Source organism: Nocardioides turkmenicus (assembly GCF_011045035.1).
GTDB lineage: Bacteria > Actinomycetota > Actinomycetes > Propionibacteriales > Nocardioidaceae > Nocardioides > Nocardioides turkmenicus.
Map to the genome: position 1 here is coordinate 190,973 of NZ_JAALAA010000008.1, position 25,722 is coordinate 216,694.

The window sequence follows — 25,722 nt, forward strand, 5'->3', positions numbered from 1 at the left end:
GCCTTCAGTCTCCCGGGGCGGCCAACACGGCGGCGAGCCCCGCGCGCAGGTCCTCGACGAACACGTCCGGGACCTCCATCGACGGGAAGTGCCCGCCGCGCTCCGGCGTCCCCCAGCGGACGATCCGCCGGTAGCGCTGCTCTGCCCACGGACGAGGACAGCGCTCGACGTCGCCGGGGTAGATGGTGATCGCCGACGGGACGTCGACCCGGAGCCCGGGGTCGAGCGCGTTGTGGCTCTCGTGGTAGATGCGGGCCGCCGACGCCCCGGTCCGGGTCAGCCAGTAGAGGGTGACGTTGTCGAGCACGCGATCGCGGGAGATGGTCTCGAACGGGCTGTCATCGGTGTCGGACCACTCGGCGAACTTGTCGAGGAGCCAGGCGAGCAGCCCGACCGGCGAGTCCACGAGCGCGTAGCCGATGGTCTGCGGCCGGGAGGCCTGCTGCTTCGCGTACGCCGCCCGATGGCGCCAGAAGTCACGTGTCCCCTCAGCCCAGGCCCGCTCCTGGGGCGTCAGCCCGTCCATGGTCAGCCCTGGTGGCCCTTCCGCGAACGTGGAGTGGATGCCGAGGAGGTGGTCCGGGAACCGCCCGGCGAGCACCGTGGTGATGTTGCCGCCCCAGTCCCCACCATGGGCCAGGAACTCGGCGTAGCCGAGCCGCCCCATCAGCTCCACCCACGCCGCCGCGGTCTTCTCGGTCCCCCATCCCGTCGAGCCCGGCCGGTCGCTGTACCCGAACCCCGGCAACGACGGCACCACGACATGGAATGCCGGCGCGTCCTCGTCCGCCGGTTCGGCCAGCTCGTCGACGACGTCGGTGTACCGGACGACACTGTCGGGCCAGCCGTGGGTCAGGAGCAGCGGCGTCGCGTCGGCGCGCGGGGACCGGCGGTGCAGGAAGTGGATCCCCAGCCCGTCGACGGTCGTCCGGAACTGGCCGATCCGGTTCAGGCGATCCTCGAACGCCCGCCAGTCGTACGCCGTGCGCCAGTGCTCCACGAGATCGACGAGGTCGGCGAGCGGAACGCCTTGGTCCCATCGTCGGCGGCCAGAAGCGGTGCGATCGACCGTCTCGGCCTCGGGCAGCCGAGCCGCGCCCAGTCGCGCCCGCAGATCCTCGAGATCGGCATCGGGTGCGTGGGGCTCGAAGGGACGTACGTCGCTGGTCAGATCGGACATGGGATCTCCTGGCACTCGCTGAACCGTCTTAGATGGTTCTAACACGGCGGAAGGACCTCGAAAACCGGCTATGGTGGTTCCATGCCCGCCGGATTCCCTGAGTTCCGTCTCGGTAGCATCCTCGCGACCAGCTTCACCGGGACCCTGTCGGAGCGTCGCGGCAATCCCGTGGAGCGCATTCCCACGCCGCAGCGACTCCTCGACTGGCTGGCCGTGAGCGGTCTCGCCGTCGACTCCTGCACGCACGCCCAGCTCGATCTCGCCGTGGAGCTACGGGAGTCGATCCACGCCGCGGCGACAGCGGCCGCTCTCGACGAGCCTCTCCCCGAGCCCGCGGTCCGTGTCATCAACGAGCGCAGCACCGACGGCCGGGCCTCAGCCATCCTGACGGCCGAGGGCGCCCGCCGATGGCAGCTCCGATCGGGATCCGGGATCGTGGACACACTCGGAGTGATCGCCTCCGACGCGATCAGCATCATCTCCGGCGAGCGGGACGGACGACTCGCCCTGTGCGCGTCGCCGACGTGCCAAGCCGCCGTCTTCGACACCAGCAGGAGCCGCACCCGCCGATGGTGCGAGATGAACACCTGCGGCAACCGCGAGAAGAAAGCCCGCTTCAACGCCGCCCACCGCAAGCAGCCCGCGTCATCGGACTGATGCCGGGCGAAACGCGGCCTGTCACCCTCCGCGCCCACCCTTCCGCTTCCTGCTCGCGTGCCTAGGGTCGGCGGGTGAATCGGATGGTGCCGTCCGGAAGGCGCTCATGGACGTAGGCCGGGTTGTGCGCCAGGCGGTGATGATGCGGGCACAGCAGCGCCCCTTCGTTGAGGTTGGTCTTCCCACCGGCAGCCCAGGGTTCGAGGTGGTGGGCGTCGCACCACTCCGGTGGCATGTCACAGCCTTCGGCTTGGCAGCACTTGGCTTGTAGCCGGAGTGCTTTGCGTTGGGTGGGCTGGAAGAACCTGCTGGCCCTACCGGCGTCGAGGACTTCGCTGTCGCCGCCCAGCACCCAGGGGATGATGGTGGCGTTGCACGCGAGCTTGCGGGCCTCGGCGGCGGAGATCACCGTGCCGTTGGTCTCGTCGTAACCCAGGGTGGCGACTCCGAGGTCTTTGCGGAGCTCCTCAAGGGAGATCACGACGTTGATGGTGGTCGCATCCCCGCACAGGTCGGGAGGACGCCGTCGAATCCGATGGTGCCGTCGTGGTTGTCCCACACCCGCAGCGCGGTCTTCTGCTGGGCGCGTTCTTCCTCAGCGAGCAGGACTTTGGCTTCGGCGTCCTCGAACCGGGTGGGGTCGATCTCGCGCAGGATCCGGTTGCCGACGATCCGGAGTTCGTTGGCGGTCAGCTGGGTGGCGTAGTCGACCATCAGTTTCTCGGCGAGAGTCAGGTCGTCGGCGCTGGCGACCGGATCGTTGTCGACCTTGTCGAGGGCCTTGGTGATCACCCGCGCCTTGTCCAGCGACACGACACCCTCGGCCAGACCCTCGGCGACGAGGTCATACTTCGCGATCCCGGCAGCCAGCTTGATCTGGGCGCGGGCGACCGTCTTGTCGACCAACAGTTCGGTCCGCATCCACCCGGAGGCGTCCTGGGCACCGGTCTCCTCGACGATGTCAGCAGCCGCGGCGAGCACCCGCAGCTTCAGCGCGGCCTGTTGGGCTTGGAGCTTCTCGAGCCGCTGGAGGAGGTCTTTCTTCTGCCCGGTCCGCCAATACGCCGGATCACTGGCGAGCAGGTCTTGAACAGAGGACTCAATGGCCGTCACGGCAGCGTCGATCGAGTCGCTGGGGTTGGTTCCCCAGTGGTCGATCCCGCGCCCGAGACTCATCGCTTTCCCGCCTTCAAGGGGTGTGCTGCGGTAGCCCTGATTCTACTTCAGAACCACCCCCGGGGAGAACCTATTTTCCCAGGTCAAAGCCTACTTTCGCGGTCAGCGAACGACACTCTTCTGCTGCGCCACACCCGGGCCGCCGCCCCGATAGCCAGCCAAATCTTTTTCTCGCCGGGCCCGGTGTCAAGGACCGCGTAAGCGGGCGGCGAAGCCGGCGGCCGAAGGCCGTCCTTTACTCCGGGGTCCGGCGAGAACACCCTCGAGAACGGGTCGGCGGCCCACACCGGCCCTTGGCAGGACGTTCCGGCAGGGAACTGTGTTGGTCTCGACACGCCTCCGCCTAGCGGCTCCGGCGGCTCGACCAGCGATACCCCCCGCGACGTACGGTCAAAGTATGGGAATCCCACTAGCAGACCGCCAAGAGCTCCTGACCCAGCCCCTGATCGCAGCACTCTCGGTAAGCAGAGAGAACGGACAGGGGCCACTGACCGTGCCGATCTGGTACGACTACACCCCCGGCGGCGACGTGTGGTTCGTGACCGGGAAGGACTCGCTGAAGGCCCGGCTGCTCGCGGCCGCCGGACGGTGCACGATCATGGTCGAGCGGACAGACCCGACGGTCCGCTACGTGTCGGTCGAGGGCCCGGTGCGGATCGCCGATGCCACCACGAGCGAGTCGGAGGCGATGGCGCGACGGTACCTGCCTCCCGAAGCGGCCGACGCCTACTTGGCGGAGGCGGCGAACTTCCCGCCCGAGGTGACAGTGCGGCTGTCGCCGGAGAACTGGCTCTCCGCCGACCTCGGCGCCTTCTGAGCCTCGCCACTCCCGGAGTCCGTCAGCTGCCGCCGAACGGCGAGCGCCGCGGCGCGGCCGGCGCGGCTCGCCCCGATGGTGCTCGCCGAGGGCCCGTAGCCGACGAGCTGGACGCGCGGGTCGTACGCAGCCGTGACCGCGGTCTGGACGTCGGCGGACTCGCGCAGCAGCGGGATCCCGCCGTGGGGGCTGCGCAGGTGCAGCGGGGCGAGGTGGGTGATCGCGGGCCGGAAACCGGTGGCCCACAGGATCGCGTCGACCGGCTCGAAGGTGCCCGACTCCCAGCGCAGCCCGGTCGGCTCGATCCGGGCGAACATCGGGAGCCGGCGCTCGTAGACCCCGAGCCGCGCGGCCTCCTGCTCCTGCGGGCGCAGGGAAAGCCCCGTGACGCTGACGACGCTCGCCGGCGGCAGGCCGGCCGCGACGCGCTCGGCCACCCGCGTGACCGCCTCGCGTCCCCGCTCGGCGTCGAAGTCGGAGCGCCAGACCGGCTCACGCCGGGTGATCCAGAGCACCGAGGTGAGCGGCGCGAGCTCGCCGAGGAACTGCACCGCTGAAGCGCCCCCGCCGACCACCGCGACCCGCTTCCCGGCGAAGCGAGCAGCACCCGGATAGTCGTGGGTGTGCACCTGCTCCCCCAGGAACGTCGAGGCGCCCGGGTAGTGCGGGACGAACGGCCGCGTCCAGGTGCCGGTCGCGTTGACGAGAGTCCGGGTGAACCAGGTCCGCCCGTCGGCGGCGTGCACCGCGAGCAGATCCCCGACCGAGGTCACCGACCTCACCGAGACCGGACGCACCACAGGCAGCGAGTGCAGGGACTCGTAGATGCCGAACCAGCTCGGCACGGCCACGTTGGCCCGCTCACCGGACTCCCCCGGCGCCCGCCCGTCCGGCAGGTCGGCCACGCCGTGCACGTCGTGCATGGTCAGGGAGTCCCAGCGGTGCTGCCAGGCGCCACCGGGGCGCCGTTCGGCGTCGAGCACCACGTGGCGTACGCCCAGCCGGTTGAGGTGGTAGGACGCCGACAGCCCGGCCTGACCGGCACCGATCACCACTGACTCGTAGCTCTCCACGTCCACCTCAACAACGCCCGGGTCGCATCCATGCCCGCCGAACGCCTGCGGGAACACGTTCTACTTGACTAACCTCGGACACGTCACTCGGGACCGGGAGGTCGGACACGATGGATCAGACGCCATGACAGCCACCGAGACGCTTCGCGAGGTCCCACGACTCGCGCCCGGCGACCGCGGCCTCCCCTGGGTCGGGCGGCTGCTGGACTATTCCCGCGACCCGGTCGGCTTCTACCGGCACCAGTGGGAGACGTACGGCCCGGTCTCGCCGTTCTTCCGGGCCGGCGAGACCGGCGTGGTCGTGCTCGGGCCGGACGCGTGCGAGGCGGTGCTGCGCAACAAGGACAAGGCGTACGCCAACGGGCCGGCGTGGGGGCAGATCGTCGGTCCCTTCTTCGACCGGGGTCTGATGCTGCTCGACTTCGAGGAGCACCACAGCCACCGCCGCATCCTGCAGGAGGCCTTCACCCGCGACCGGCTCGCCACCTACACGACCGCGATGCACCCGGCGATCGCGCAGGGCATGCGTGGCTGGCCCGACGCGCCGGCGTTCCCGGCCTACCCGAGGCTCAAGCAGCTCACCCTCGACATCGCCGCGGACATCTTCATGGGTGGCGCGGCCGAGACCAGCCGCGCGGAGATGGACCGGGTCAACCGGGCGTTCATCGCCTGCGTGCAGGCAGCCGCGGGCGTCGTACGCGCTGACGTGCCGTTCACCCGCTGGGGCCGCGCCTTCCGCGGCCGGAAGGTGCTCGAGCGCTTCCTGCGCCACTACCTGCCGGCCAAACGAGCGCAGGCGACCGACGACATCTTCTCGGTGCTGTGCCACATCGAGACCGACGATGGCGAGCGGTTCAGCGACGAGGACGTCGTCAACCACATGATCTTCCTGATGATGGCCGCCCACGACACCTCGACCATCACGACCTCGACGATGCTGCAGTACCTCGGCCAGCATCCGGGATGGCAGCAGCGCTGCCGCGAGGAGTCCCTCGCTCGCGGCCCGGCGCCGACGATGGCCGAGCTCGAGAGCCTCACCAGCCTCGACCTGGTGATGAAGGAGGGGCTGCGCCTGCGCGCGCCGGTGCCGGCGCTGATCCGGCGCACGGTCAAGGAGACCCGCCTCCTCGGCGTACGCATCCCGGCGGACACCGCGGTGATGGTCGGGGTCCAGTTCAGCCACATGATGGAGGACTACTGGACCAACCCGACGGTCTTCGACCCGGAGCGCTTCGCGCCCCACCTGCGCGAGGACAAGAGCCACCGGATGGCGTGGGAGCCGTTCGGCGGCGGCGTGCACAAGTGCATCGGGCTCTACTTCGCCGGCCTCGAGGTCAAGTCGATCCTCCACCGGCTCCTGCGCGGCTACCGGTGGAGCGTCGCCCCCGGCTACCGCGCGCCCCTCGACAACAGCTCGCTGCCGTTCCCGAAGGACGGCAACCCCATCCACCTGACCCGGATCCGAGGAGATCGATGACGACGAAGACAACCGAGGCCCCGAGCGTACGTCCCGGCTGGATCGACGAGTCACGGCTCGCCTCCTGGACCCGGTGGGTGTCGGCTCCGGTCTCCGGCGGCGACGGGACCCTGACCGCCGTCGCACCCTACGACGCGCAGCCGACCGCCCCGGTGCCGTCGGTCACCGCCGCGGACGTCGCCGAGGCGGCAGCCGCCGCGCGGGCGGCCCAGCCGGACTGGGCCACGCTCGACTTCCAGGACCGGGCCGAGGTCATGCTCCGCTTCCACGACCTGCTGGTCGAGCGCCAGGACGAGGTGCTCGACCTGATCCAGTGGGAGATGGGCAAGGCCCGCTTCCACGCCTGGCAGGAGATCCTGCAGGTCGGCACGATCGCCCGCCACTACGCCAAGCGCGGCCCGGCCTACCTCGCCGACAAGCGGGTCCGTGGGGCCGTCCCCGGCGTCACCTCGGTGAAGGAGGTGCGGGTCCCCAAGAAGGTCGTCGGGATCATCTCGCCCTGGAACTACCCGCTCTACCTCGGGGTCGGCGACGCGATCCCGGCCCTCCTCGCCGGCGCGGCCGTGATCAGCAAGGCCGACCCACAGGCGCCGCTGACGCTGCTGTGGGCACGGGCGCTGATGGCCGAGGCGGGGCTGCCCGAGCACGTCTGGCAGGTCGTCACCGGACCGGGAGCGGCCACCGGTGAGGCGGTCATCGACAACGTCGACTACATCGCCTTCACCGGCTCGACGGCGACGGGACGGATCGTGGCCCAGCGTGCCGCCGGCCGGCTGATCGGCGCCTCTCTGGAGCTCGGCGGGAAGAACCCGCTGATCGTCCGCCGCGACGCCGACCTGGCCCAGGCCGCGCGCGGCACGGTGATGGCCGCCTTCGCCAACACCGGCCAGATGTGCGTCCACATCGAGCGGGTGGTCGTGCACGCCGACGTCTACGACGCCTTCCGCCAGGCACTGGTCGCCGAGACGGAGAGCCAGGTGGTCGCGCAGACCTTCGACTACTCCGCCGACGTCGGGTCGCTCGCCTCGCAGGCGCAGCTCGACAAGGTCACCGCCCACGTCGCCGACGCGGTCGCGAAGGGCGCGACCGTGTTGGCCGGGGGCGAGCCGCTCGCCGAGGTCGGCCCCTTCGCCTTCGCCCCGACGGTTCTCGAAGGCGTCACCGCCGAGATGGACCTGTGCCTGGGCGAGACCTTCGGTCCGGTCGTCGCGCTCTACCGCGCCGACACCGACGAGGTGGCGGTCCGGATCGCCAACCAGGGCGAGGCCGGGCTCTCGGCGAGCGTGTTCAGCAAGAACGTACGCGAGGCCGACATGATCGCCCGCCGGATCCGCGCGGGCGCGGTGAACATCAACGACGGTGCCGCGCTCGCCGCCGGGAGCATCGAGGCCGGGATGGGCGGCATGGGATCGAGCGGGCTCGGCCGCCGCCACGGCGCCGACGGGATCCGCAAGTTCACCGACGCCCAGACCCTCGCCGCCTCCCGGATGGGGCCGATCGGGCCGTTCAAGGGACAGACGATCGAGAAGTTCGTGCAGCTCGGCAACGGCCAGCTCAAGGCGCTGCGGAAGCTGGGCGTCCGATGAGCGCGCCCGTCGCGCAACCTGGCGAGCACAACCTGGCGGTGCTGGCCGATCAGTCCTATGCCCGCCACGGCGACCACCCGATGGTCTTCTTCGAGGGCACCTGGCACTCCTCCACAGAGATCGCCGAGCGGTCCGCGCGGGTCGCCGGCGGCCTCCGGGAGCTCGGGATAGAGCCCGGCGACCGGGTCGTGGTGCTCACCATGAACACCCCGGAGGTCTTCGTCAGCTACCGCGCCCTGTGGCGCGTCGGCGCGGTCGTGACGCCGGTGATCTTCCTGCAGACACCGCCCGAGCTGCGTCACATCCTGGAGGACTCCAGTGCCAAGGCGGCCATCGTCACGCCCGAGCTGCTGCCGCTGGTCCGGGCGGCCGGGGACGGCCTCGGGCTCACCGTCATCGTCGCCGGCCCCACGGGCGAGGAGACCGACGTGGTGGCGTACGAGAGCCTGGAGAGCGCCGACCCGATCGACATCGCGCCTCGCGGTGACGACGACCTCGCGGCGCTGCTCTACACCGGCGGCACGACCGGGCGGGCCAAGGGCGTGATGCTCAGCCACCGCGGACTGTGGGAGTCCGGGCACGCCCTCCACCGTGTCGGCGAGAGCCAGGGCACGACGCGGTGGCTGCTGCCGCTGCCGCTCTCCCATGCGTACGGCCTGATCGTGGTCATCAGCGGTCTGCACTCCTCACGCCCGCAGACCTCGGTGCTGCAGCGGTGGTTCGACGCCAAGGGGTGGCTCGAGCTCGCCCAGGAGCACCGGGGGGAGTCGAGCACGGTGGTGCCGTCGATGCTGCAGATGCTGCTCGACCAGCCCTACCAGGACTACGACCTGAGCTCGCTGCGTTCCTTCGGCAGCGGCGGCGCGCCGCTGCTGCCGGCCCTGCGGGAGAAGGCCGAGGAGGCCTTCGGGGTGACGATCCTGGAGGGCTACGGCTGCACCGAGTCGAGCGCGGTGATCGCCGCCTCGACGATCGAGGAGTCGCGGCCCGGCAGTGTCGGCAAGCCGCTTTCCCACGCCGAGGTGATCATCGCCGGCCCTGATGGTGAGCCGGTCCCCGCCGGTGAGGAGGGCGAGATCTGGGTGCGTGGCCCCGGGGTGATGCAGGGCTACTGGAACGACCCGGAGCAGACCGCCGCGACCGTCGTCGACGGCTGGCTGCACACCGGCGACATCGGCCACTTCGACGCCGACGGCTACCTCTACGTCGACGACCGGATCAAGGACCTGATCATCCGCGGTGGGTTCAACATCTTCCCGCGTGACGTCGAGGACGCCCTCCTCGCCCACGAGGCGGTCACGGCCGCGGCGGTGGTGGGCCGCCCCGACGCCCAGCGCGGCGAGGAGGTGGTCGCGGTCGTCGCGCTCCACCCCGGCGCCCGCACCACGTCCGAGGAGTTGATCGCCTTCGCGAAGACGCGGCTCGCGGCCCACAAGTACCCGCGCGAGGTCCGGATCCTCGACGCCGTGCCCGTCACCAGCGTGGGCAAGACCGACCGGAAAGCCGTACGCAGCATGGTCCGCACCACCGAAGGAGAGTCATGACACGCCAGATCGAGGGAACCTCCGTCATCGTCACCGGCGGCGCTCGGGGCATCGGTCGCGCCACCGTGGAGCGGCTGGCGCGCGGCGGGGCGAGGGTGGCCGTGGGCGACCTGGACCCGGACCTGCTCGCGGACGTGGTCTCCGAGTTCGGGTCCCGCGTCAGCGCGGCCCACCTCGACGTCACCGACCCCGCCTCGTGGCGCGGCTTCCTCGACACGGTCGCCGACCTGGGGCCCTGGGACGTGCTGGTCAACAATGCCGGGATCATGCCGCTCGGCTCGGTCCTGAAGGAGGACGACGCGCTCACCCGGGCGATCTTCGAGGTCAACGTGCACGGCCCGATCAACGGGATCAAGGCCGTCGCTCCGGCCATGGTCGACCGGGGCCAGGGCCACATCGTCAGCGTGGCCTCGGCCGTCGGCCGGGTGCCGGTGCCGGACGCGGCGACCTACTCGGCCTCGAAATTCGCCGTGGTCGGCTTCTCCGAGGCGCTGCGTCTCGAGCTGGCGCCCGCGGGGGTCGACGTCTCGCTCATCCTGCCGGCGGTCGTGCAGACCGAGCTCTCCGACGGGGTGCCGCCCGCCAAGGGGATGAAGCCGGTCACCGCCGAGGACGTCGCCGAGGCGATCGAGTCGGTCATCCGCGAGCCGCGGCCCGAGGTCTGGGTGCCTGGTTGGGCCCAGTCGCTGACCAAGATCACCCAGGCGATGCCGCGCCGGTTCCAGGACTTCGTCGACCGCGCGACCAACGCCTCGCAGCTGCTCGCCGGCGTCGACCCGGCGGCTCGGGCGGCGTACGAGGAACGGGTGCGGCGCAACGTCCGTTGAGCGGGGCGGGATTGGCCCAGGAGACCGGCGCCGGATTGGCCGGGCGGAAGGGGCTCCGCGCTCACTAGCGTCTCCGTCGTGAAGAACGACGGACTCTCCGTGCCCCAGGGCGCGGCCCTCACCCTCGGTGCGGTGCTCGGCACCGGTGTCATCTCCCTGCCCGCCCTGGCGGCGAGCGAGGCCGGACCGGCCTCGCTGGTGGCCTGGCTGGCGCTCATCGTGCTCTCGGTGCCGCTGGCGGCGACCTTCGCCGCGCTGGGGGCCCGGCACCCGGACGGCGGCGGGGTGGCGACGTACGCCCGGCTCGCGTTCAACGCGCACGTCTCCACCATGGTGGGTTGGGCCTTCTACCTGACCATCGGCGTGGGGGCGCCGGTCGCGGCGGGGTTCGGCGGGGCGTACGTCGCCGACGCCTTCGGTGGCGGCCACGGCATGTCGCTGGCGGCGACGGCGGCGATCATCGTGCTGGTCACGGTCATGAACTGGTTCGGGATCAAGGTGTCCGGGGGCGTGCAGCTCGGCATCGCCGGGGCGATCGCGGTGCTGCTCGCCGTGGCGGTCCTGGTGGCGCTGCCGCACGCCGAGCTGGGGCGGCTGACGCCCTTCGCGCCGCACGGATGGGGCTCGGTCGGCACCGCCGCGGCGATGCTGGTGTGGGCGTTCGCGGGATGGGAGATCCTGTCCTCGCTCTCGGCCGAGTATCGCGACCCGGCGCGCGACATCCGGCGGGCGACGTTCCTGGCGCTCGGCGTCGTGACCGTGCTCTACCTCGGGATCGCGTTCGCGACCGTCGCCTCGCTCGACTCCACCTCCGGCGCCGCGCCGCTGGCGGACCTGCTCGTCCTGGGCTTCGGCGAGCCCGCGCGGCCGGTGACCGCCGTCGTCGCCGTGTTGCTGACCATCGGGGCGATCAACGCCTACTTCGCCGGAGGCTCCCGGCTGGGAGCGTCGTTGGCCCGTGAGGGCGCGCTGCCCCGGTTCCTGGCCGACCCCGCGACCGGCATCCCGCGCCGCTCCCTGCTCGCCATCGCTGCCGTGGCGCTCGGTTCCCTCACCGCCATCTGGGCGGCCGGCGCGTCGACCGACGCCCTCCTCCTGATGGCGTCGGGGACCTTCGCCCTGCTCTACGTGGTGGGGGCGGCGGCCGCGCTGCGGCTGCTCCCCCGTGGCACCGGGTCCTGGTGGGCGGCGATCTGCTCGATGGTCGCGGCACTGGTGCTGCTGGGCCTCACCGGCGCTCACCTGCTCGGTCCGGTGCTCGGCGGCGGCGCCGGGCTGGTGTGGTCGCTGGCCCGCTCCCGCCGAGCCACCTCACGCCCAGCCCGTGAGCTGGCCGAGGCGCTCGAGCCCGCGCGGGAGGCTGTCGGTCCGGACGGCTCCGTAGCCTAGGAAGAGACCGTCGCGACCGGGCAGCAGACGGTGAGTGGCGATCGTGTCCAGCGCCAGCCCTTCCGTGGCGGCACGTTCGGACAGGTCGGCCGGGAGCTCCGCGTAGGCCGAGAGGTGCAGCCCGGCGGCCGACGGGAGCACCTCGACCGGCCAGGAGTCGAGGTGCTGGAGCAGGATCGAGCGGCGCTCGGCGTACGTCTTGGACGCCTTGCGGACGTGGCGGGCGAGCAGGCCCTCCTCCAGGAAGCGGGCCAGGGCGGCCTGTGGCTGGACCGGGCCGAAGCCGTCGCCGAGCTGCTTGGCGGCCAGGAGGCTGTCGACGAGGGAGCCCGGGGCGACCAGGTAGCCGGTGCGCAGGCTGGGCAGCAGCGACTTGGAGAAGGTGCCGACGTAGATCACCCGGCCCTGGTCGTCGAGGGCGTGCAGCGGCTCGAGGGGTCGCTCGGTGAACCGGAACTCGCTGTCGTAGTCGTCCTCGACGATGCCGACGTCGTGGGCCTCCGCGAAGGCGAGGAGCGCTCGACGGCGTGGGAGGGAGAGGCGTACGCCGAGCGGGAACTGGTGGCTCGGGGTCGTGTAGACGAGCCTGGTCTCCTCCGGAATGTGGTCGACCACCAGCCCTTCCTCGTCGACCGGGACCGGCACGACGCGGGCGCCGTGGGAGGCGAAGAGGTCGATCGCGGACGGGTAGCCCGGGTCCTCGACGGCGACGACGTCACCCGGCTCGAGGAGCACCCGGGCGACAAGGTCGAGCGCTTGCTGCGTGCCGCTGGTGACCACGATCTGCCCCGGGTCGGCCCGCACCCCGCGGTGGTAGGCGACCGTGTGCGCGAGCGCCTCGCGCAGCCTCGGCAGACCGGCCGGGGACGCGTACGTCCCGGGGCTGTGGCCGCGCAGCCGCGACTCGGCCGCGAGGATCCTCCGCCAGGTGTCGAACGGGAAGAGCTCGGCGTCGGGGACGCCCACCCGCAGGTCGTACGCCGGGACCGCCGCCTCCCCGCTCGTCGGCCGCGGCGCCCACCGCCAGCCCGGACGCGGGCTCAGCGCTCCCACGGTGCCGCCCTGGGGTCGCCGCGCGGCGGTCGTGACGTACGTCCCCGCGCCCACGCGCGACTCCAGGAACCCCTCGGCGACCAGGCGCTCGTAGACCGTCGCGACGGTGTTGCGTGAGATCCCCAGATCGGACGCCAGCGCGCGGCTCGCAGGCAGCCGGTCGCCCACCTTCAGCCGACCGTCGGCCAGGGCGTCGCGCAGCGCCCCGTAGAGCGACGCGGATCGTACGGCGCGGTCGGTCAGGTCAAGCGCGAGGTCCACAGCCGGATTGGACCACATCCCCGCCGGTGACGGGGGCTTTCAGGTCGGCAGCCCCAGACGCGCGATGATCTTCTCGGCCACTTCGGCTGCCGAGAGATCGGTGTTGTCGATGACGAAGTGCGGGTGGTCGAGCGGGAACGGCACCTCGGGACCCGTCGAGAGCACCCAGCGCTCGTTCGACGTGATGACGTCTCGGCGGGCCCATTCGGTGTCGCGTTTGGACGGCTTCGAGGCCAGCCTCTCGGGCGTGCCCTCGCGGGCGAGCCGGATCGCCACGTCGGCGTACAGCTCGACGAAGTCGATCCGCGCGCCCGCCTCGACCGCCGGCGCGATCATCCACTCGACCTCCTCGGTGTCCGCGGGGACGTCCAGCGCCCAGGCGAAGGTGAGGACCAGCCCCGGAAGGTCGTAGGCCACCGCCTCCTCGATCACCCGCCTGCGGAACTCCCTCTTCAGCGTGTCGAACGGCTCGGTCCCCCAGTCGAAGACCTCCAGCAGCGGCTCGATCGTGGCGTGGTTGTGCAGGAGGCGGTACGTCGTCCGGGACGCGATCTCCCGGCCGACGCTCATCTTGCCGACCGCCTGGGGGCCGAAGAGGACGATGAGGTGCATGAGGCCAGTGTGGCCGCTGAGTGTCGGTGGTCGCGACTAGGTTTGTCCTCATGAGCGACACGTCATCGGCGTTGGCGCGGTTCAGCGACCCGACACGTACCTGGTTCGCGGCTGCCTTCGCCGCGCCGACCGCGGCGCAGGCCGGTGCCTGGGAGGCGATCGGTGCGGGACGCAACGCGCTGGTGGTCGCGCCGACCGGGTCGGGCAAGACGCTCAGCGCGTTCCTGTGGTCGATCGACAAGCTGCTGAGCGAGCCGGTGCCGCCGAAGAAGGAGCGCTGCCGGGTCCTCTACATCTCCCCGCTCAAGGCCCTCGGCGTCGACGTCGAGCGCAACCTGCGCAGCCCGCTGGTCGGCATCCGGCAGACTGCCGAGCGGCTGGGCGTCGAGGCGCCCGAGGTGCGCGTCGGGGTGCGGTCGGGCGACACGACCGCCGCCGACCGGCGGCGCCTGACCACGACGCCTCCCGACATCCTGATCACGACGCCCGAGTCGCTGTTCCTGATGCTGACCAGCCAGGCACGCGAGACACTGCGCAGCGTCGAGACGGTGATCGTCGACGAGGTGCACGCGGTGGCAGCGACCAAGCGCGGCTCCCACCTGGCGCTGACCCTGGAGCGCCTCGACGCGCTGCTGGAGAGGCCGGCCCAGCGGATCGGGCTCTCCGCGACCGTGCGGCCCCTGGAGGAGGTGGCGCGCTACCTCGGCGGGTCGCAGCCGGTCGACATCGTCGCGCCTCCGGCGGAGAAGCGGTGGGACCTGAGCGTCGTCGTGCCGGTCGAGGACATGACCGCGCCGAGCCCCTACGGTGAGGAGGACGACGACGATCCGCAGCGGGCCTCCTCGATCTGGCCGCACGTCGAGGAGCACGTCGCCGACCTGGTCACCGCCCACCGCTCCACCATCGTCTTCGCCAACTCCCGCCGGATCGCGGAGCGGTTGACCGCCCGGCTCAACGAGATCGCCTCCGACCGGGTCTTCCAGACCGGGCCGCCGCCCGCGCAGGTGATGGCGCAGTCGGGGCAGTCCCACGGCGCCGCCCCGGTGATCGCCAAGGCCCACCACGGCAGCGTGTCCAAGGAGCAGCGGGCGCTGATCGAGGACGATCTCAAGTCCGGACGGCTGCCGGCGGTGGTCGCGACCTCCAGCCTCGAGCTCGGCATCGACATGGGCGCGGTCGACCTCGTCGTCCAGATCGAATCGCCGCCCAGCGTCGCCTCGGCTCTCCAGCGCGTCGGGCGGGCCGGCCACCAGGTCGGCGAGGTGTCCCGCGGGGTGCTCTTCCCGAAGCACCGCGGCGACCTCGCCCAGACCGCGGTCTCGGTGCAGCGGATGCGCGCCGGCCTGATCGAGTCGATGAGCCTGCCGGCCAACCCGCTCGACGTCCTCGCCCAGCAGATCGTGGCCGCCACGGCGCTGGACACCTGGGACGTCGACGAGCTGTTCGCGCTGGTCCGGAGGACGGCGTCGTACGCAACCCTCCCCCGCTCCGCCTACGACGCGACCCTCGACCTGCTCGCCGGGCGCTACCCGAGCGAGGAGTTCGCCGAGCTGCGGCCGCGGATCGTGTGGGACCGCGTCGCCGGCACCGTGACCGGGCGTCCGGGGGCGCAGCGGCTGGCCGTCACCAGCGGTGGCACCATCCCCGACCGCGGTCTCTTCGGCGTCTACCTGGTGGGCGAGAGCACCGGCCGAAGGGTCGGCGAGCTCGACGAGGAGATGGTCTACGAGTCCCGGGTCGGCGACGTCTTCGCGCTCGGCGCGACGTCCTGGCGGATCGAGGACATCACCCACGACCGGGTGCTGGTGACCCCGGCTCCGGGGATCCCGGGCCGGCTGCCGTTCTGGAAGGGCGACTCGCTGGGTCGGCCCGCCGAGCTCGGCGAGGCGGTCGGCGCCTACGCCCGCGAGCTCGCCGCGATGCCCGCGAAGCAGGCCGAGGCGCGGGCGCAGGAGGACGGTCTCGATGCCTACGCCGCCGCCAACCTGGTCACCTACCTGCACGAGCAGACCGAGGCCACCAACGTCCTCCCCTCCGACAGCAACATCGTCGTCGAGCGGTTCCGCGACGAGCTCGGCGACTGGCGGCTGGTGGTCCACTCCCCCTACGGCCGCCCCGTCCATGCGCCGTGGGCGCTCGCGATCAACGCCCGGATCCGGGAGCGCTACGGCGTCGACGGGCAGGCGATCGACAGCGACGACGGCATCGTGATCCGGCTCCCCGACACCGATGCCGAGGCACCGACCGGCGAGATCATCGTCTTCGAGCCCGACGAGATCGAGGACCTGGTCACCACCGAGGTCGGTGGGTCGGCGCTCTTCGCCAGCCGGTTCCGCGAGTGCGCCGCGCGAGCGCTGCTGCTCCCCCGCCGCGACCCCGGCCGCCGCTCGCCGCTGTGGCAGCAGCGCCAACGCTCGGCCGCCCTGCTCGAGGTCGCCTCGCAATACCCGAGCTTCCCGATCATCCTCGAGGCCGTACGCGAGTGCCTCCGCGACGTCTACGACCTCCCCTCGCTCGTCGGTCTGCTGCAGCGCATCGAGCGCCGCGAGATCTCGATCGTCGACGTCGCCACCCCGACCCCTTCGCCCTATGCCCAGTCGCTGCTGTTCGGCTACGTCGCCCAGTTCCTCTACGAGGGCGACTCGCCCCTCGCCGAGCGCCGCGCCGCCGCCCTCACCCTCGACCAGGGCCTCCTCGCCGAGCTCCTGGGCCGTGCCGAGCTCCGGGAGCTCCTCGACCCGGAGGTCCTCGCCGAGGTCGAGTCCGAGCTCCAGCGACTCGCTCCGGGCCGTCGCGCCCGGGGCGCCGAGGGCATCACCGATCTCATCCGCACCATCGGCCCGCTCACCCTCGACGAGATCGTCGCTCGGACCACTCCGGCCGAGCCCGCGAGCGAAGCGAGCGGTGTCGAGACCAACACAGTCGATTCGAGCGCCGACATGGACCGTGTTGGTCTCGACACGGATTCGTTCGTACCTCACGAATCCGGCTCGACCAGCGTGGGCAGTGAGGTGTCTGTCGTGCTCGCAGACCTCGCGACGGCTCGCCGGGTGGTCGAGGTGCGGGTCGCGGGAGAAGCCCGGTGGGCGGTGGTCGAGGATGTGGCCAGGCTCAGGGACGGACTGGGGGTGGCGGTCCCTCCGGGCGTACCGTCTGCGTTCACCGAGCCCGTCGAGGACCCGGTCGGCGACCTGGTCTCGCGCTACGCGCGGTCGCACGGGCCGTTCACGGCAGCGGATGTGGCAGCCAGGCTGGGGCTGGGCGAGGCGGTGGTCCGGCACACCCTGGCGCGGCTCTCGGCGCGCGGGCGGGTGCTCGACGGGGAGTTCCGGCCGGGTGGGAGCGGGCTGGAGTGGTGCGATGCCGACGTGCTCCGGATGCTGCGCCGGCGCTCGCTTGCCCGGCTGCGCAAGGAGGTCGAGCCCGTCGAGCCGGCCGCGCTGGGGAGATTCCTCCCGGCATGGCAGAAGACATCCGTACGCAAGGGCGCGCTGCGCGGGGTCGACGGGGTGCTGAGCGTCGTCGACCAGCTCGCCGGCTGCCCGGTCCCGGCGAGCGCGCTGGAGAGCCTGATCCTGCCGGCTCGGGTGGTCGACTACGAGCCGGCGTTCCTCGACGAGCTCACCGCCGGCGGCGAGGTGCTCTGGGCCGGCCACGGCACCCTGCCCGGCACCGACGGCTGGGTCTCGCTGCACCCGGCCGACACGGCCGAGCTGACCCTGCCGCCGCCGGCCGAGATGCCGCCGGGTCCGCTGGCCGAGCGGCTCCTCGAAGCCCTGGAGCCGGGCGGCGCCTGGTTCTTCCATCAGCTCGCCCGGACGGTGACGACCGACGACGAGAAGACACCGAGCGACGCCGACCTGAGCGCGGCGCTGTGGGAGCTGGTCTGGTCGGGCCGGGTCAGCAACGACACGCTGCTGCCGCTGCGGGCGCTGACCCGCTCCGGCACCCCCTCCCATCGCTCGCGGAGACCACCGCCCAGAGCCCGAGGCGGTCGCTACACCGGCGGCGCACGGATGCCGGCCCGGGCCAGTCTTCCCGAGACCGCCGGCCGCTGGACGATCCTGCCCGAGCCGGACCCCGACCCGACCAAGCGCGCCCACGCCGCCGCCGAGCGGCTGCTGGACCGCCACGGCGTGGTCACCCGCGGCGCGGTCCAGTCCGAGCGCACCCCCGGAGGCTTCGCCGCCGTCTACAAGGTCCTGAGCGCCTTCGAGGAGTCCGGACGGGCGCGGCGGGGCTACTTCGTCGAGGGCCTGGGTGCCGCCCAGTTCGGCACCGCGGGCTCGGTCGACCGGCTGCGTACGTTCTCCCGGGTCGAACCCTCCGACAAGCCCGTCGCCCTCGCGCTCGCCGCGACCGACCCCGCCAACCCCTACGGCGCCGCGCTCCCCTGGCCGGTCTCGGAGGAGGGCCATCGGCCCGGCCGCAAGGCGGGCGCGATCGTGGTGCTGGTCGACGGCGAGCTGGCGATGTACGTCGAGCGCGGCGGCCGCACGCTGCTGACGTGGTCCGAGGATCCCAACCTCCTCGAGCCCGCCGCCGAGGCCCTCGCCGACGCCGTCCGCCGCGGAGCGCTCGGGCGGCTGACGGTCGAGAAGGCCGACGGCGCCCCGCTGCTCGGGTCCGGCGAGACGCCGTTGCGGCAGGCGCTGCAGTACGCCGGTTTCATCGCCACCCCGCGCGGCCTGCGCCTGACCTCGACGAGCAGGTGAGGACATGCCGGAAGGCGACGCCGTGCTCCGCACCGCCCGCTCCCTCGACCGGGGGCTGGCGGGGCAGTTGCTGACGCGTACGGACTTCCGGGTGCCGCAGCTGGCCACCGCCGATCTCTCCGGCGGCACGGTCCTCGGCACGGTGACCCGCGGCAAGCACCTGCTGACCCGGATCGACCATCGCACCGGCGCGTGGACGCTGCACACCCACCTGAAGATGGAGGGCTCCTGGCGAGTCCTCGAGGCGGGGCGCCGCTGGCCGAAACCAGGGTTCCAGGCGCGGGTGGTGCTCCGCACCGAGCGGACCGAGGCGGTCGGCTTCCTGCTCGGCATCGTCGAGCTCGTCCCGCGCGACCAGGAGGAACGGCTGGTCGCCCACCTCGGCCCGGACATCCTCGCCGACGACTGGGACCCCGGCACGGCCCTCGAACGCCTCCGCAGCCAGCCGGACCGCCTGCTCTTCGAGGCGCTGCGCGACCAGACCAACCTCGCCGGGATCGGCACGATCTACGCCGCCGAGACCTGCTTCATCGCCGGGATCAGCCCGCTGCGTACGGTCGCGGACGCCGACGACAGGCTCCCCAGGATCCTCCAACGCGCCCGCGACCTGATGCAGGCCGACTGGTCGCGCTCGCGCCAGATGTGGGTCTACGGCCGCCGGGCCTGCCGACGCTGCGGCGGCACCGTGACCGTCGCTCGGGTCGGCCCGCCCGGCAAGGAGCGCCCGGCCTACTACTGCGCGAACTGCCAGGCCTAGCGTCCGCGCAGAAGCCGCATCCGGATCTGGGCGATCCGAACCCGGGTGTCCCGCATGTGGCGGGCGACGTGGGCGCGCTCACCGGGCGCGACCGAGGCGAACTCCTCACGAAGGATGTTCAGCGTCTCCTCCAGCCCGAAGAGCTCGGCCTCGAGCAGGTCGGGGGAATCCGAGCCGTCCCCGGATCGCGGTCCCGGGACCGTCAGGTCCGGAAGCTCGTTCTCGACTGCCATGCGCATCGCACCATCTCCCCATGAATGCGCGGGCCCGTCGCGGGCCCACATCACCAAGGAGACGGCAGCGTTGCGCTTGAGACGCGGGTGAGGGAAAGTCCCCCAGATTGGGGACGATCAGGCGGCAGCGGCGTCGGCCGCAGCGCGAACAGGCATCCGCAGAATGGTGGCCTCTTCGAGGGCGACCGCGTCGGAGACGTCGCGGAGCACGTCGGAGAGAGCCACGTCGAGGGCGCTGCAGAGCGAGGCGAGGAGCTCGGACGAGGCTTCCTTCTGACCGCGCTCGACCTCGGAGATGTAGCCGAGGCTGACTCGCGCCTCCGCGGAGACCTCGCGCAGGGTCATCCCACGCTCGAGCCGCTGGGCACGAAGCACCTCGCCGAGAAGTCGACGGAAGAGCACCATTGCGGTCAGCCTCCTACAGGTCACAAGTCACCGACATCTGGGTGACGTCTGGCTCCAACGCTACCTGACCCTTCGATGTTCCCGCCGAAGTAGTCCGAGTAGTTCATCAACAGCGAACAAACACGTATCACGCTGGATCTCCGCACGCGAGCCCGACAGCCCGAGACGCGCCGTTGTTTCGCCGTGCGGACCGGAAACACCCAGAAATACCGTCCCCACGGGCTTTCCCTCCTGCTCCTCGGGGCCGGCGACGCCCGTCGTCGCGAGCCCGTACGTCGACCCCGACCGCTCCCGCGCACCCGCCGCCATCGCCGCCGCGCACTCCGCCGAGACCACCCCGACGGTCTCGATCACCGAGACGGGGACGCCCAGCAGGAGGTGCTTCAGCTCGGTCGCGTACGTCACGAAGCCCCCGCGAAATGTCTTCGACGCGCCTGGCGGATCGGTGAGCATGGCGGCCAGGCGGCCGGCGGTCAGCGACTCGGCGGTCGCCAGGGTCGCGCCGGCCTCCCGGAGAGCGGCGTGGAGCTCCTCGACCTGTTCCATGGACCCGACAGTAGCGGCCTCAGCCCACCGACCGGCCCAAGACCTGCACCTCGGCCACGTTGAGCTCGGTGGGGGTCGGCGAGGAGAGCCAGACCCGGACGTACCTGCCTCGGGCCGGCAGCTCGATGCTCGTCGGACGTCCGGCCTGGTCGGCCTCGAAGTGGGAGGTCACCGCCGGGTCGGCCAGCGCCTCGGCCAGGGTCGCCGGGAACGGCGCGTCGGAGACGAGCACGTGGTAGCCGCGGACCCGCTCGGCGCAGCAGTCCACCCGGTTGTAGATCCTGACCTCCTCGAGGTCGAAGGACTCCCCCAGGTCGACCTGCCACCACGGCTGCGCCTCGCGCCCCGAGGTGGTGCTGAAGTCGTAGATGCTGCCGTTGACCGCCTTGGCGGCGCCGTAGGCCGCGGACCAGTCCGAGACCTGGGTGGCCGCCTTCCCCTCCGAGACGTTGCGCAGCGGCGGCAGGCCCAGCCACGCGTCGTGCTCGGCGGCGACGTCCTCGAGGAACGCGTCGAGCACTCCGTCCCCGATCATCACCAGACCCTCGACCCGGTTCTTGCCGGGTTCGGAGCGGACCTGCGACGCCTTCTCGGCCAGGTCCTCCATCCGCGACCGCGCGACCCCGGCGGCATCCGCGTCGTCGCGACGCACCGCGTCGAGCACGTCGAGCGCCGCACCCATGGCGTCCGCCCACAGGTCGGTGGCCTGGAGGTGGCGGTCGGCGTCGGCGACGAACCCGTCCTCGACACCGGCCCGGATGGTCTCGGGCGTGGAGGCCATCAGCCGCGCCGTCGGCCGCAGGCCGCGGACCGCCCGCTGCGGCTGGGTCTTCCACTGCTGCCAGAACGCGGCGGTGCGCGCTGCCAGCCGGGGCGACTGCGGCAGCCACAGGTCGGGTCCGAACGTCGGCGCCGCATGGTTGAGGTCGACGAACATCTCCACCGCCTCGGTGACCCGCGGGTCGCCGTCGGCGAGGTCACGAGCCGCCTGGTGCGCGGAGGTCGCCCGGTCCCAGCCGAGGTCGTTCCAGGCGAAGTCCATCATCGTGAAGACGACGAGCTTGCTGGCGTACGCCTGGTTCATCGGGTTCGAGACGATGCCGGCGAGGTGACCGGAGAGCCCGGCCTCGCGGTTCGCGTACGGCCCGAGCAGCAGGCGGCCTGCGGTCTGGCCGAAGTCGTTGACCGGGTAGTTGTCCCAGACGAACACCTTGCGCCCGAACAGGTCGCTGGCGGCCGAGGCCTGGTCGACCGTGATGCTCGGCGGCACCACGTCGGTGCCGGTCCACATCACCACGACCTCGGGATCGAGGTGCTCGCGCCAGGCCTGCTTGTAGGGCGTCTCGGTCAGGTCGCCGTACTGCGTCGGCACCGTCTGCAGCGGCCGCGCCCCCTCGTGGGTCTCCACGAACGAGGTCTGCAGCCAGCTCAGCAGCTCGGCCTGGGCACGGCCGACGCTGGCTTGAGTGGCCTGACCGTACGCCGCGGTGTCGTCCGCACAGCTGAACGAGAGCGCGATGTCGTCGAGCGGCAGCGAGAAGTCGCGCACCCCGATGTCGTACATCGCCTGGAACTTCTCCACCAGCGCCGCCCGGTCGCTCGCGCCGCTGTAGCAGATCGTGTTGCCCGGCGAGAGCGCGAAGGTGAACCGGACGTGGTTGGCGGTGGCGGTGTCGACGAGGTCGCTCAGCTCGGCGAGCTTGTCGGCCGGGTACGGCTCCCGCCAGCGCTCGCGGTGGTAGGGGTCGTCCTTGGGCGCGTAGACGTAGGTGTTGGCCTTGATCCGGCCGTAGAACCGCAGCTGGTCGACCCGCTCCGCGTGGGTCCACGGCTTGCCGTAGAACCCTTCGATGCTGCCGCGCAGCGGCATCCGCGGCGCGTCGCTCACCTCGGCGCCGGCGATCCGCCAGCCGTCGTCGGTGGCGACGAAGAGCTGCCGAAGCGTCTGCGCGGCGTAGAACTGCCCGGTGGTGTCGTGGCCGGCCAGCGTCACCGTGCCGACCCCGGCCGAGGACGCGTCGGCCAAGAGCGCATAGCCCTCGCCGACCTCGGGGACCTCGACGCCCCCGAGCCCATCCCGTACGTCACCACGGTCCGCCGAGCCGAGCAGCACCGTCAGCGGGGCGGTGCCGGTCGCCTCGCCGACCACGTCCAGACGCGTCGCCCCGTGCTCGCGCAACAGCCGGCCGACCAGCTCCCGGGCGGGGGCGTCGGTGTCGTCACCGACGACCAGCTCGACCCGCTCGGGGACCGTCAGATCGGCTCCGGCCCGGGTCATCGAGCGTGGTGTCGGTGAGACCGTCGGCAGCGGTTGCGCCGCGGCGCTCACCGGCCCCGACCCGGCGCCGGCCGCACTCGGCGGCACGAAAGCTGCGGTGGCGACCAGCGCCGCCGCAGCGGCGACGCAGGCGGTGATGACGACGGTCTTCCTGGAACGTTCACGCATGGCAATCTCCCTCGCGACATGACCTCGCGAGGACCTTAACCGATTTAGCAAGGCGCCCGAGCAAATTGTTCCGGGCACCGGTCCGGTGCGGACGACCCCAGCCGACTCGGCCCGTCTTGACACAGATCGACGCCGAGTCGGCCCGTCAAGACGGGTCGACTCGGCGTCTTGTCTGTCAAGACGGGCCGACTCGGCGGCAGGTGGCGCTAGCCGGCGTTGCGCGTCAGCCCGACGATGACCGGGTCGTGGTCGGAGGAGCGGAACGGCGAGTCGGTGTGCAGGTCGAGGCCGGTGTAGTTGTAGCGGCTGTACTCCAGCAGCAGCGACTCCCCCGAGTTGATCGACCAGATGTCGGAGCCGGTGAAGCGGCGCTGGGCGTGCCGGTTGAGCAGCACGTGGTCGAGCGACCCGGACAGACCCGAGAAGGAGTAGCTGTACTCCTCGTTGCCGCTCAGCGTCTCGGAGTCGGCATAGCCGGCCTCGTAGAGGACCTGCATCGGGTCCTCCTGGGTGTAGGAGTTGAAGTCACCGGCGAGCGCGACGTCGGTGACCCCGGTCTCCGCACGAATCGAGGAGACCCACGAGACCAGCGCGGTGGCCTGACGGACCCGCGACTCGTTGGAGGCGCCCTGGCCGTCGCCGGTGTCGCCGTCGCCCGGCCACGGACCGGGCGAGCCCTTCGACTTGAAGTGGTTGACCACGAAGAGGAACGGGGCACCGCCGTCGGCGGGCTTGAAGATCTGACCGATCGGCTCCCGGGCGTTGCCGAAGGCCTGGTCGTCGCCGCTCTGGTCGCCGAGTGCGCGGGACTCGCCGATGCGACGTACGGCCGAGCGCTTGTAGATGATCGCGTTGGTGATCACGTCGGCGCCGGAGGCGTCGGGCAGCTCGGCCGAGGACGGGTTGGCGCTCCAGACCTTCCGGCCGGCGGCCGCGTTGAGCGCTGCGACCAGCGAGTTGGTCGCCTCGTCGGCGGTCTCGCCCAGGCGGGCGGAGTTCTCGATCTCCATCAGGCCGACGACGTCGGCGTCGAGGGCGTTGATCGCGGAGACGATCTTCGCCTGCTGGCGAGCGAAGTCGGCCGGGTCCCAGGCGCCGCGCTGGTCGCAGCCGCCGCTGACGTTGTTGCCGTCGCCGGCGCGGTCCTTGTAGGCGGTGCAGCCACCGTCGCCGACGTTGTCGTCGTCGGCGTCGCCGAGCGTGGTGAAGTAGTTGAGCACGTTGAAGGAAGCGATCTTCACATCGGCGCGGCGGCCGATCTTGCGCTCGTCGGGGGCGTCGCTGCGTACGGCACCGAAGTCGGCCGGCCACGACGCCGGGTCGGCGGTGGCGACCTGGGTCGGCTGGAGGCGGTAGGTGGGCGCCGAGGGCGAGCCGCCCTGGGACAGGATCACCGGGCCACGGAAGTCGACGGAGGCGCCGACCACGACGGGCGAGGTGTTGGAGACGTAGGGGATGGTGCGGCTGGTCGGCGGGCGCAGCGTGGTCGAGGAGCCGTCGTCGAGGATGATCCCGCGGGCGGCGTTGTCGGCCTTCACGGCCTCGGCCTCGGCGGACCCGGGACGGGCCACCTCGGTCGGCTGGATCAGCGGGCGGTCGCCGTGGGCGAGGCCGAGCTCGCCGAAGTTCTCGACACCGTAGGTGTTGCTCACCGTGACGTCACCCTGAGGAGCGAAGAGCATCCCCTCCAGCGACTCCTTCTGGGCGTCGGTCGCCGGCCACTGCGAGACGACCGGCTCGATGGTGCCGGTGCCGTCGGTGACGATGCCGGTCGCGACGGGCACCGAGACCTGGGTCATCCCGGCGTACTCGGTCACCTCACCGGTCACCGTCACCGCGTCGCCGGGCTTGACGGTGACCGCACCGGCCGAACGGGGCTGGTAGACGAAGAGCGCGTCGGAGGCGTCGTGGGACCCGAGGTCGAGCGACCCGCCCGTGCCAGGGGTCTGCAGGTAGAACCCGAAGAACCCGCCCGACGGGTAGGCCGCCGTGACGATGCCGCTGGTGGTGACGGTCTGGCCGGCGAGCGGGCTGGTGGTGCCCGTGCCCTGGATGTCGGAGATCGCGACGGCATCGGCCGTCGTGGTGGCGCGCGCGGTCGGGATGGCGACCGCGCCGATGCCGGCGACGGCGGCCGTCAGGCCGACCATCGAGCCGAGCACCTGACGTGCTGAGAACATGGATGACTCCCCGCGTATGGAAGGTAGAGGGCGATGGCGGTCTGCCCGATTCAGCACCGGCCGAGACGCGACAATAACGCCGCGTACACCTTCTTCGCGGGGATCTTCGATGAACGTCCGGTAACGGAGTTACAACTACCCGAAATTCAGGATCTACGAGGACCGGAGCGACGCGCGCTGCTTCCACACGCCGTGGAAGAACTGCGCGCCGGACCACATCGTCAGCGCGACCGCGACCGCGAGGCAGGCCTGGAACGCGTAGAAGAGCAGCTCCCAGACCAGGGTGTCGCCGAAGGCCCCGCCGTGAGCCGAACCGTGCGGCAGCGGCAGCAGGAGCCCGCCGAGCGCGACCGCCTGAACGGTGGTCTTGATCTTGCCGAGCTGGTCGGCCGCGATCACGACCTTCTTGAGGATCGAGAGCCGCAGCAGCGTCACGCTCCACTCGCGCAGCAGCACGATGATGGTGACCCACCACCAGATGTCGCCGACGATCGAGAGCCCGATGAACGCCATCCCGGTGACCGCCTTGTCGGCGATCGGGTCGGCGATCTTGCCGAAGTCGGTGATCAGGTTGTGCTTGCGGGCCAGGTCGCCGTCGATCTTGTCGGTGATCATGGCCAGCGCGAAGATCGCGAAGGCGACCCAGCGCAGCGTCGGGTTGTCGCCGCCGTCGGCGAGCAGCGCCCAGGCGAAGAACGGGACAGCGAGGATCCGCAGCGTGGTCAGCGCGTTGGGGATGTTCCAGATGCTCGTCTTCACGGCAGCGTTCTCGGGCTCGACGTTCACGG

21 protein-coding genes are annotated in these 25,722 nt (G+C 71.6%); 9 read left to right on the forward strand and 12 right to left on the reverse strand.

Annotation, left to right across the window (positions count from 1 at the left end; all coding sequences use genetic code 11):
- Positions 1–4: 4 nt before the first annotated feature.
- On the reverse strand, positions 5–1,180 hold the full coding sequence (locus G5C66_RS11620; RefSeq protein ID WP_165111117.1) for an epoxide hydrolase family protein: 1,176 nt from the start codon (positions 1,178–1,180) through the stop codon (positions 5–7).
- An 81-nt stretch (positions 1,181–1,261) separates the two neighbouring features.
- Between G5C66_RS11620 and G5C66_RS11625 the strand changes: the two genes are divergently transcribed.
- Entirely contained in the window at positions 1,262–1,837 is a 576-nt protein-coding gene (locus G5C66_RS11625; RefSeq protein WP_165111118.1) for a CGNR zinc finger domain-containing protein, read from the forward strand.
- Between the two features lie 61 nt (positions 1,838–1,898).
- Here G5C66_RS11625 and G5C66_RS25980 read toward each other — a convergent pair whose 3' ends face one another.
- Positions 1,899–2,396, reverse strand: coding sequence for an HNH endonuclease signature motif containing protein (locus G5C66_RS25980; RefSeq protein WP_338144147.1), 498 nt, complete (start codon positions 2,394–2,396; stop codon positions 1,899–1,901).
- On the reverse strand, positions 2,315–3,013 hold the full coding sequence (locus G5C66_RS25985) for a DUF222 domain-containing protein (protein ID WP_241248437.1): 699 nt from the start codon (positions 3,011–3,013) through the stop codon (positions 2,315–2,317). The genes G5C66_RS25980 and G5C66_RS25985 overlap by 82 nt, the downstream gene beginning before the upstream one ends.
- A 397-nt stretch (positions 3,014–3,410) precedes the next feature.
- On the opposite strand from G5C66_RS25985, the gene G5C66_RS11635 reads away from it, so the two are divergent.
- On the forward strand, positions 3,411–3,830 hold the full coding sequence (locus tag G5C66_RS11635) for a pyridoxamine 5'-phosphate oxidase family protein (protein ID WP_165111119.1): 420 nt from the start codon (positions 3,411–3,413) through the stop codon (positions 3,828–3,830).
- On the opposite strand, the gene G5C66_RS11640 is transcribed toward G5C66_RS11635, so the two are convergent.
- On the reverse strand, positions 3,740–4,903 hold the full coding sequence (locus tag G5C66_RS11640; RefSeq protein WP_338144148.1) for an NAD(P)-binding domain-containing protein: 1,164 nt from the start codon (positions 4,901–4,903) through the stop codon (positions 3,740–3,742). The two genes, G5C66_RS11635 and G5C66_RS11640, sit on opposite strands and share 91 nt — an antisense overlap.
- 124 nt (positions 4,904–5,027) lie before the next feature.
- On the opposite strand from G5C66_RS11640, the gene G5C66_RS11645 reads away from it, so the two are divergent.
- The 5 genes from G5C66_RS11645 (at position 5,028) to G5C66_RS11665 (ending at position 11,726) form a co-directional block, all read left to right on the forward strand.
- Positions 5,028–6,380: a cytochrome P450 gene (locus G5C66_RS11645; RefSeq protein WP_165111120.1), complete on the forward strand. Its 1,353-nt coding sequence runs from the start codon at positions 5,028–5,030 to the stop codon at positions 6,378–6,380.
- On the forward strand, positions 6,377–7,966 hold the full coding sequence (locus G5C66_RS11650) for a succinic semialdehyde dehydrogenase (protein WP_165111121.1): 1,590 nt from the start codon (positions 6,377–6,379) through the stop codon (positions 7,964–7,966). Before G5C66_RS11645 ends, G5C66_RS11650 begins: the two co-directional genes overlap by 4 nt.
- Entirely contained in the window at positions 7,963–9,510 is a 1,548-nt protein-coding gene (locus G5C66_RS11655) for a class I adenylate-forming enzyme family protein (protein WP_165111122.1), read from the forward strand. Before G5C66_RS11650 ends, G5C66_RS11655 begins: the two co-directional genes overlap by 4 nt.
- Positions 9,507–10,337: an SDR family oxidoreductase gene (locus G5C66_RS11660; RefSeq protein ID WP_165111123.1), complete on the forward strand. Its 831-nt coding sequence runs from the start codon at positions 9,507–9,509 to the stop codon at positions 10,335–10,337. Before G5C66_RS11655 ends, G5C66_RS11660 begins: the two co-directional genes overlap by 4 nt.
- Before the next feature lie 78 nt (positions 10,338–10,415).
- Positions 10,416–11,726: an amino acid permease gene (locus tag G5C66_RS11665; RefSeq protein WP_165111124.1), complete on the forward strand. Its 1,311-nt coding sequence runs from the start codon at positions 10,416–10,418 to the stop codon at positions 11,724–11,726.
- On the opposite strand, the gene pdxR is transcribed toward G5C66_RS11665, so the two are convergent.
- A complete protein-coding gene (gene pdxR / locus G5C66_RS11670) occupies positions 11,649–13,040 on the reverse strand; it encodes a MocR-like pyridoxine biosynthesis transcription factor PdxR (protein ID WP_338144149.1) in 1,392 nt (463 codons plus the stop codon). The genes G5C66_RS11665 and pdxR overlap by 78 nt on opposite strands.
- Positions 13,041–13,079: 39 nt before the next feature.
- On the reverse strand, positions 13,080–13,652 hold the full coding sequence (locus G5C66_RS11675) for a P-loop nucleotide/nucleoside kinase family protein (protein WP_165111126.1): 573 nt from the start codon (positions 13,650–13,652) through the stop codon (positions 13,080–13,082).
- Positions 13,653–13,702: 50 nt separating this feature from the next.
- Here G5C66_RS11675 and G5C66_RS11680 point away from each other — a divergent pair, with 50 nt between their 5' ends.
- Positions 13,703–18,367 (forward strand): Lhr family helicase, encoded by a 4,665-nt coding sequence (locus G5C66_RS11680; RefSeq protein ID WP_165111127.1) that lies wholly within the window; start codon positions 13,703–13,705, stop codon positions 18,365–18,367.
- A gap of 4 nt (positions 18,368–18,371) precedes the next feature.
- Complete coding sequence (locus tag G5C66_RS11685) at positions 18,372–19,124, forward strand: Fpg/Nei family DNA glycosylase (RefSeq protein WP_165111128.1); 753 nt, start codon at positions 18,372–18,374, stop codon at positions 19,122–19,124.
- Here the strand turns inward: G5C66_RS11685 and G5C66_RS11690 are convergent.
- From G5C66_RS11690 to pgsA, 6 genes are all read right to left on the reverse strand, one after another.
- Positions 19,121–19,357 (reverse strand): hypothetical protein, encoded by a 237-nt coding sequence (locus tag G5C66_RS11690; RefSeq protein ID WP_165111129.1) that lies wholly within the window; start codon positions 19,355–19,357, stop codon positions 19,121–19,123. The genes G5C66_RS11685 and G5C66_RS11690 overlap by 4 nt on opposite strands.
- Before the next feature lie 117 nt (positions 19,358–19,474).
- The gene (locus tag G5C66_RS11695) at positions 19,475–19,762 is read right to left on the reverse strand and encodes a helix-turn-helix domain-containing protein (protein WP_040754988.1); all 288 of its coding nucleotides are present in this window, start codon (positions 19,760–19,762) and stop codon (positions 19,475–19,477) included.
- 60 nt (positions 19,763–19,822) lie between these two features.
- Complete coding sequence (locus G5C66_RS11700; RefSeq protein WP_165111130.1) at positions 19,823–20,308, reverse strand: CinA family protein; 486 nt, start codon at positions 20,306–20,308, stop codon at positions 19,823–19,825.
- A 19-nt stretch (positions 20,309–20,327) separates the two neighbouring features.
- Positions 20,328–22,754, reverse strand: coding sequence for a beta-N-acetylglucosaminidase domain-containing protein (locus G5C66_RS11705; protein ID WP_165111131.1), 2,427 nt, complete (start codon positions 22,752–22,754; stop codon positions 20,328–20,330).
- A gap of 206 nt (positions 22,755–22,960) precedes the next feature.
- Complete coding sequence (locus G5C66_RS11710) at positions 22,961–24,934, reverse strand: ExeM/NucH family extracellular endonuclease (protein ID WP_165111132.1); 1,974 nt, start codon at positions 24,932–24,934, stop codon at positions 22,961–22,963.
- A gap of 153 nt (positions 24,935–25,087) precedes the next feature.
- Positions 25,088–25,720, reverse strand: a complete 633-nt coding sequence (pgsA, locus tag G5C66_RS11715; RefSeq protein WP_338144150.1) for a CDP-diacylglycerol--glycerol-3-phosphate 3-phosphatidyltransferase — start codon at positions 25,718–25,720, stop codon at positions 25,088–25,090.
- Between the last annotated feature and the right edge of the window lie 2 nt (positions 25,721–25,722).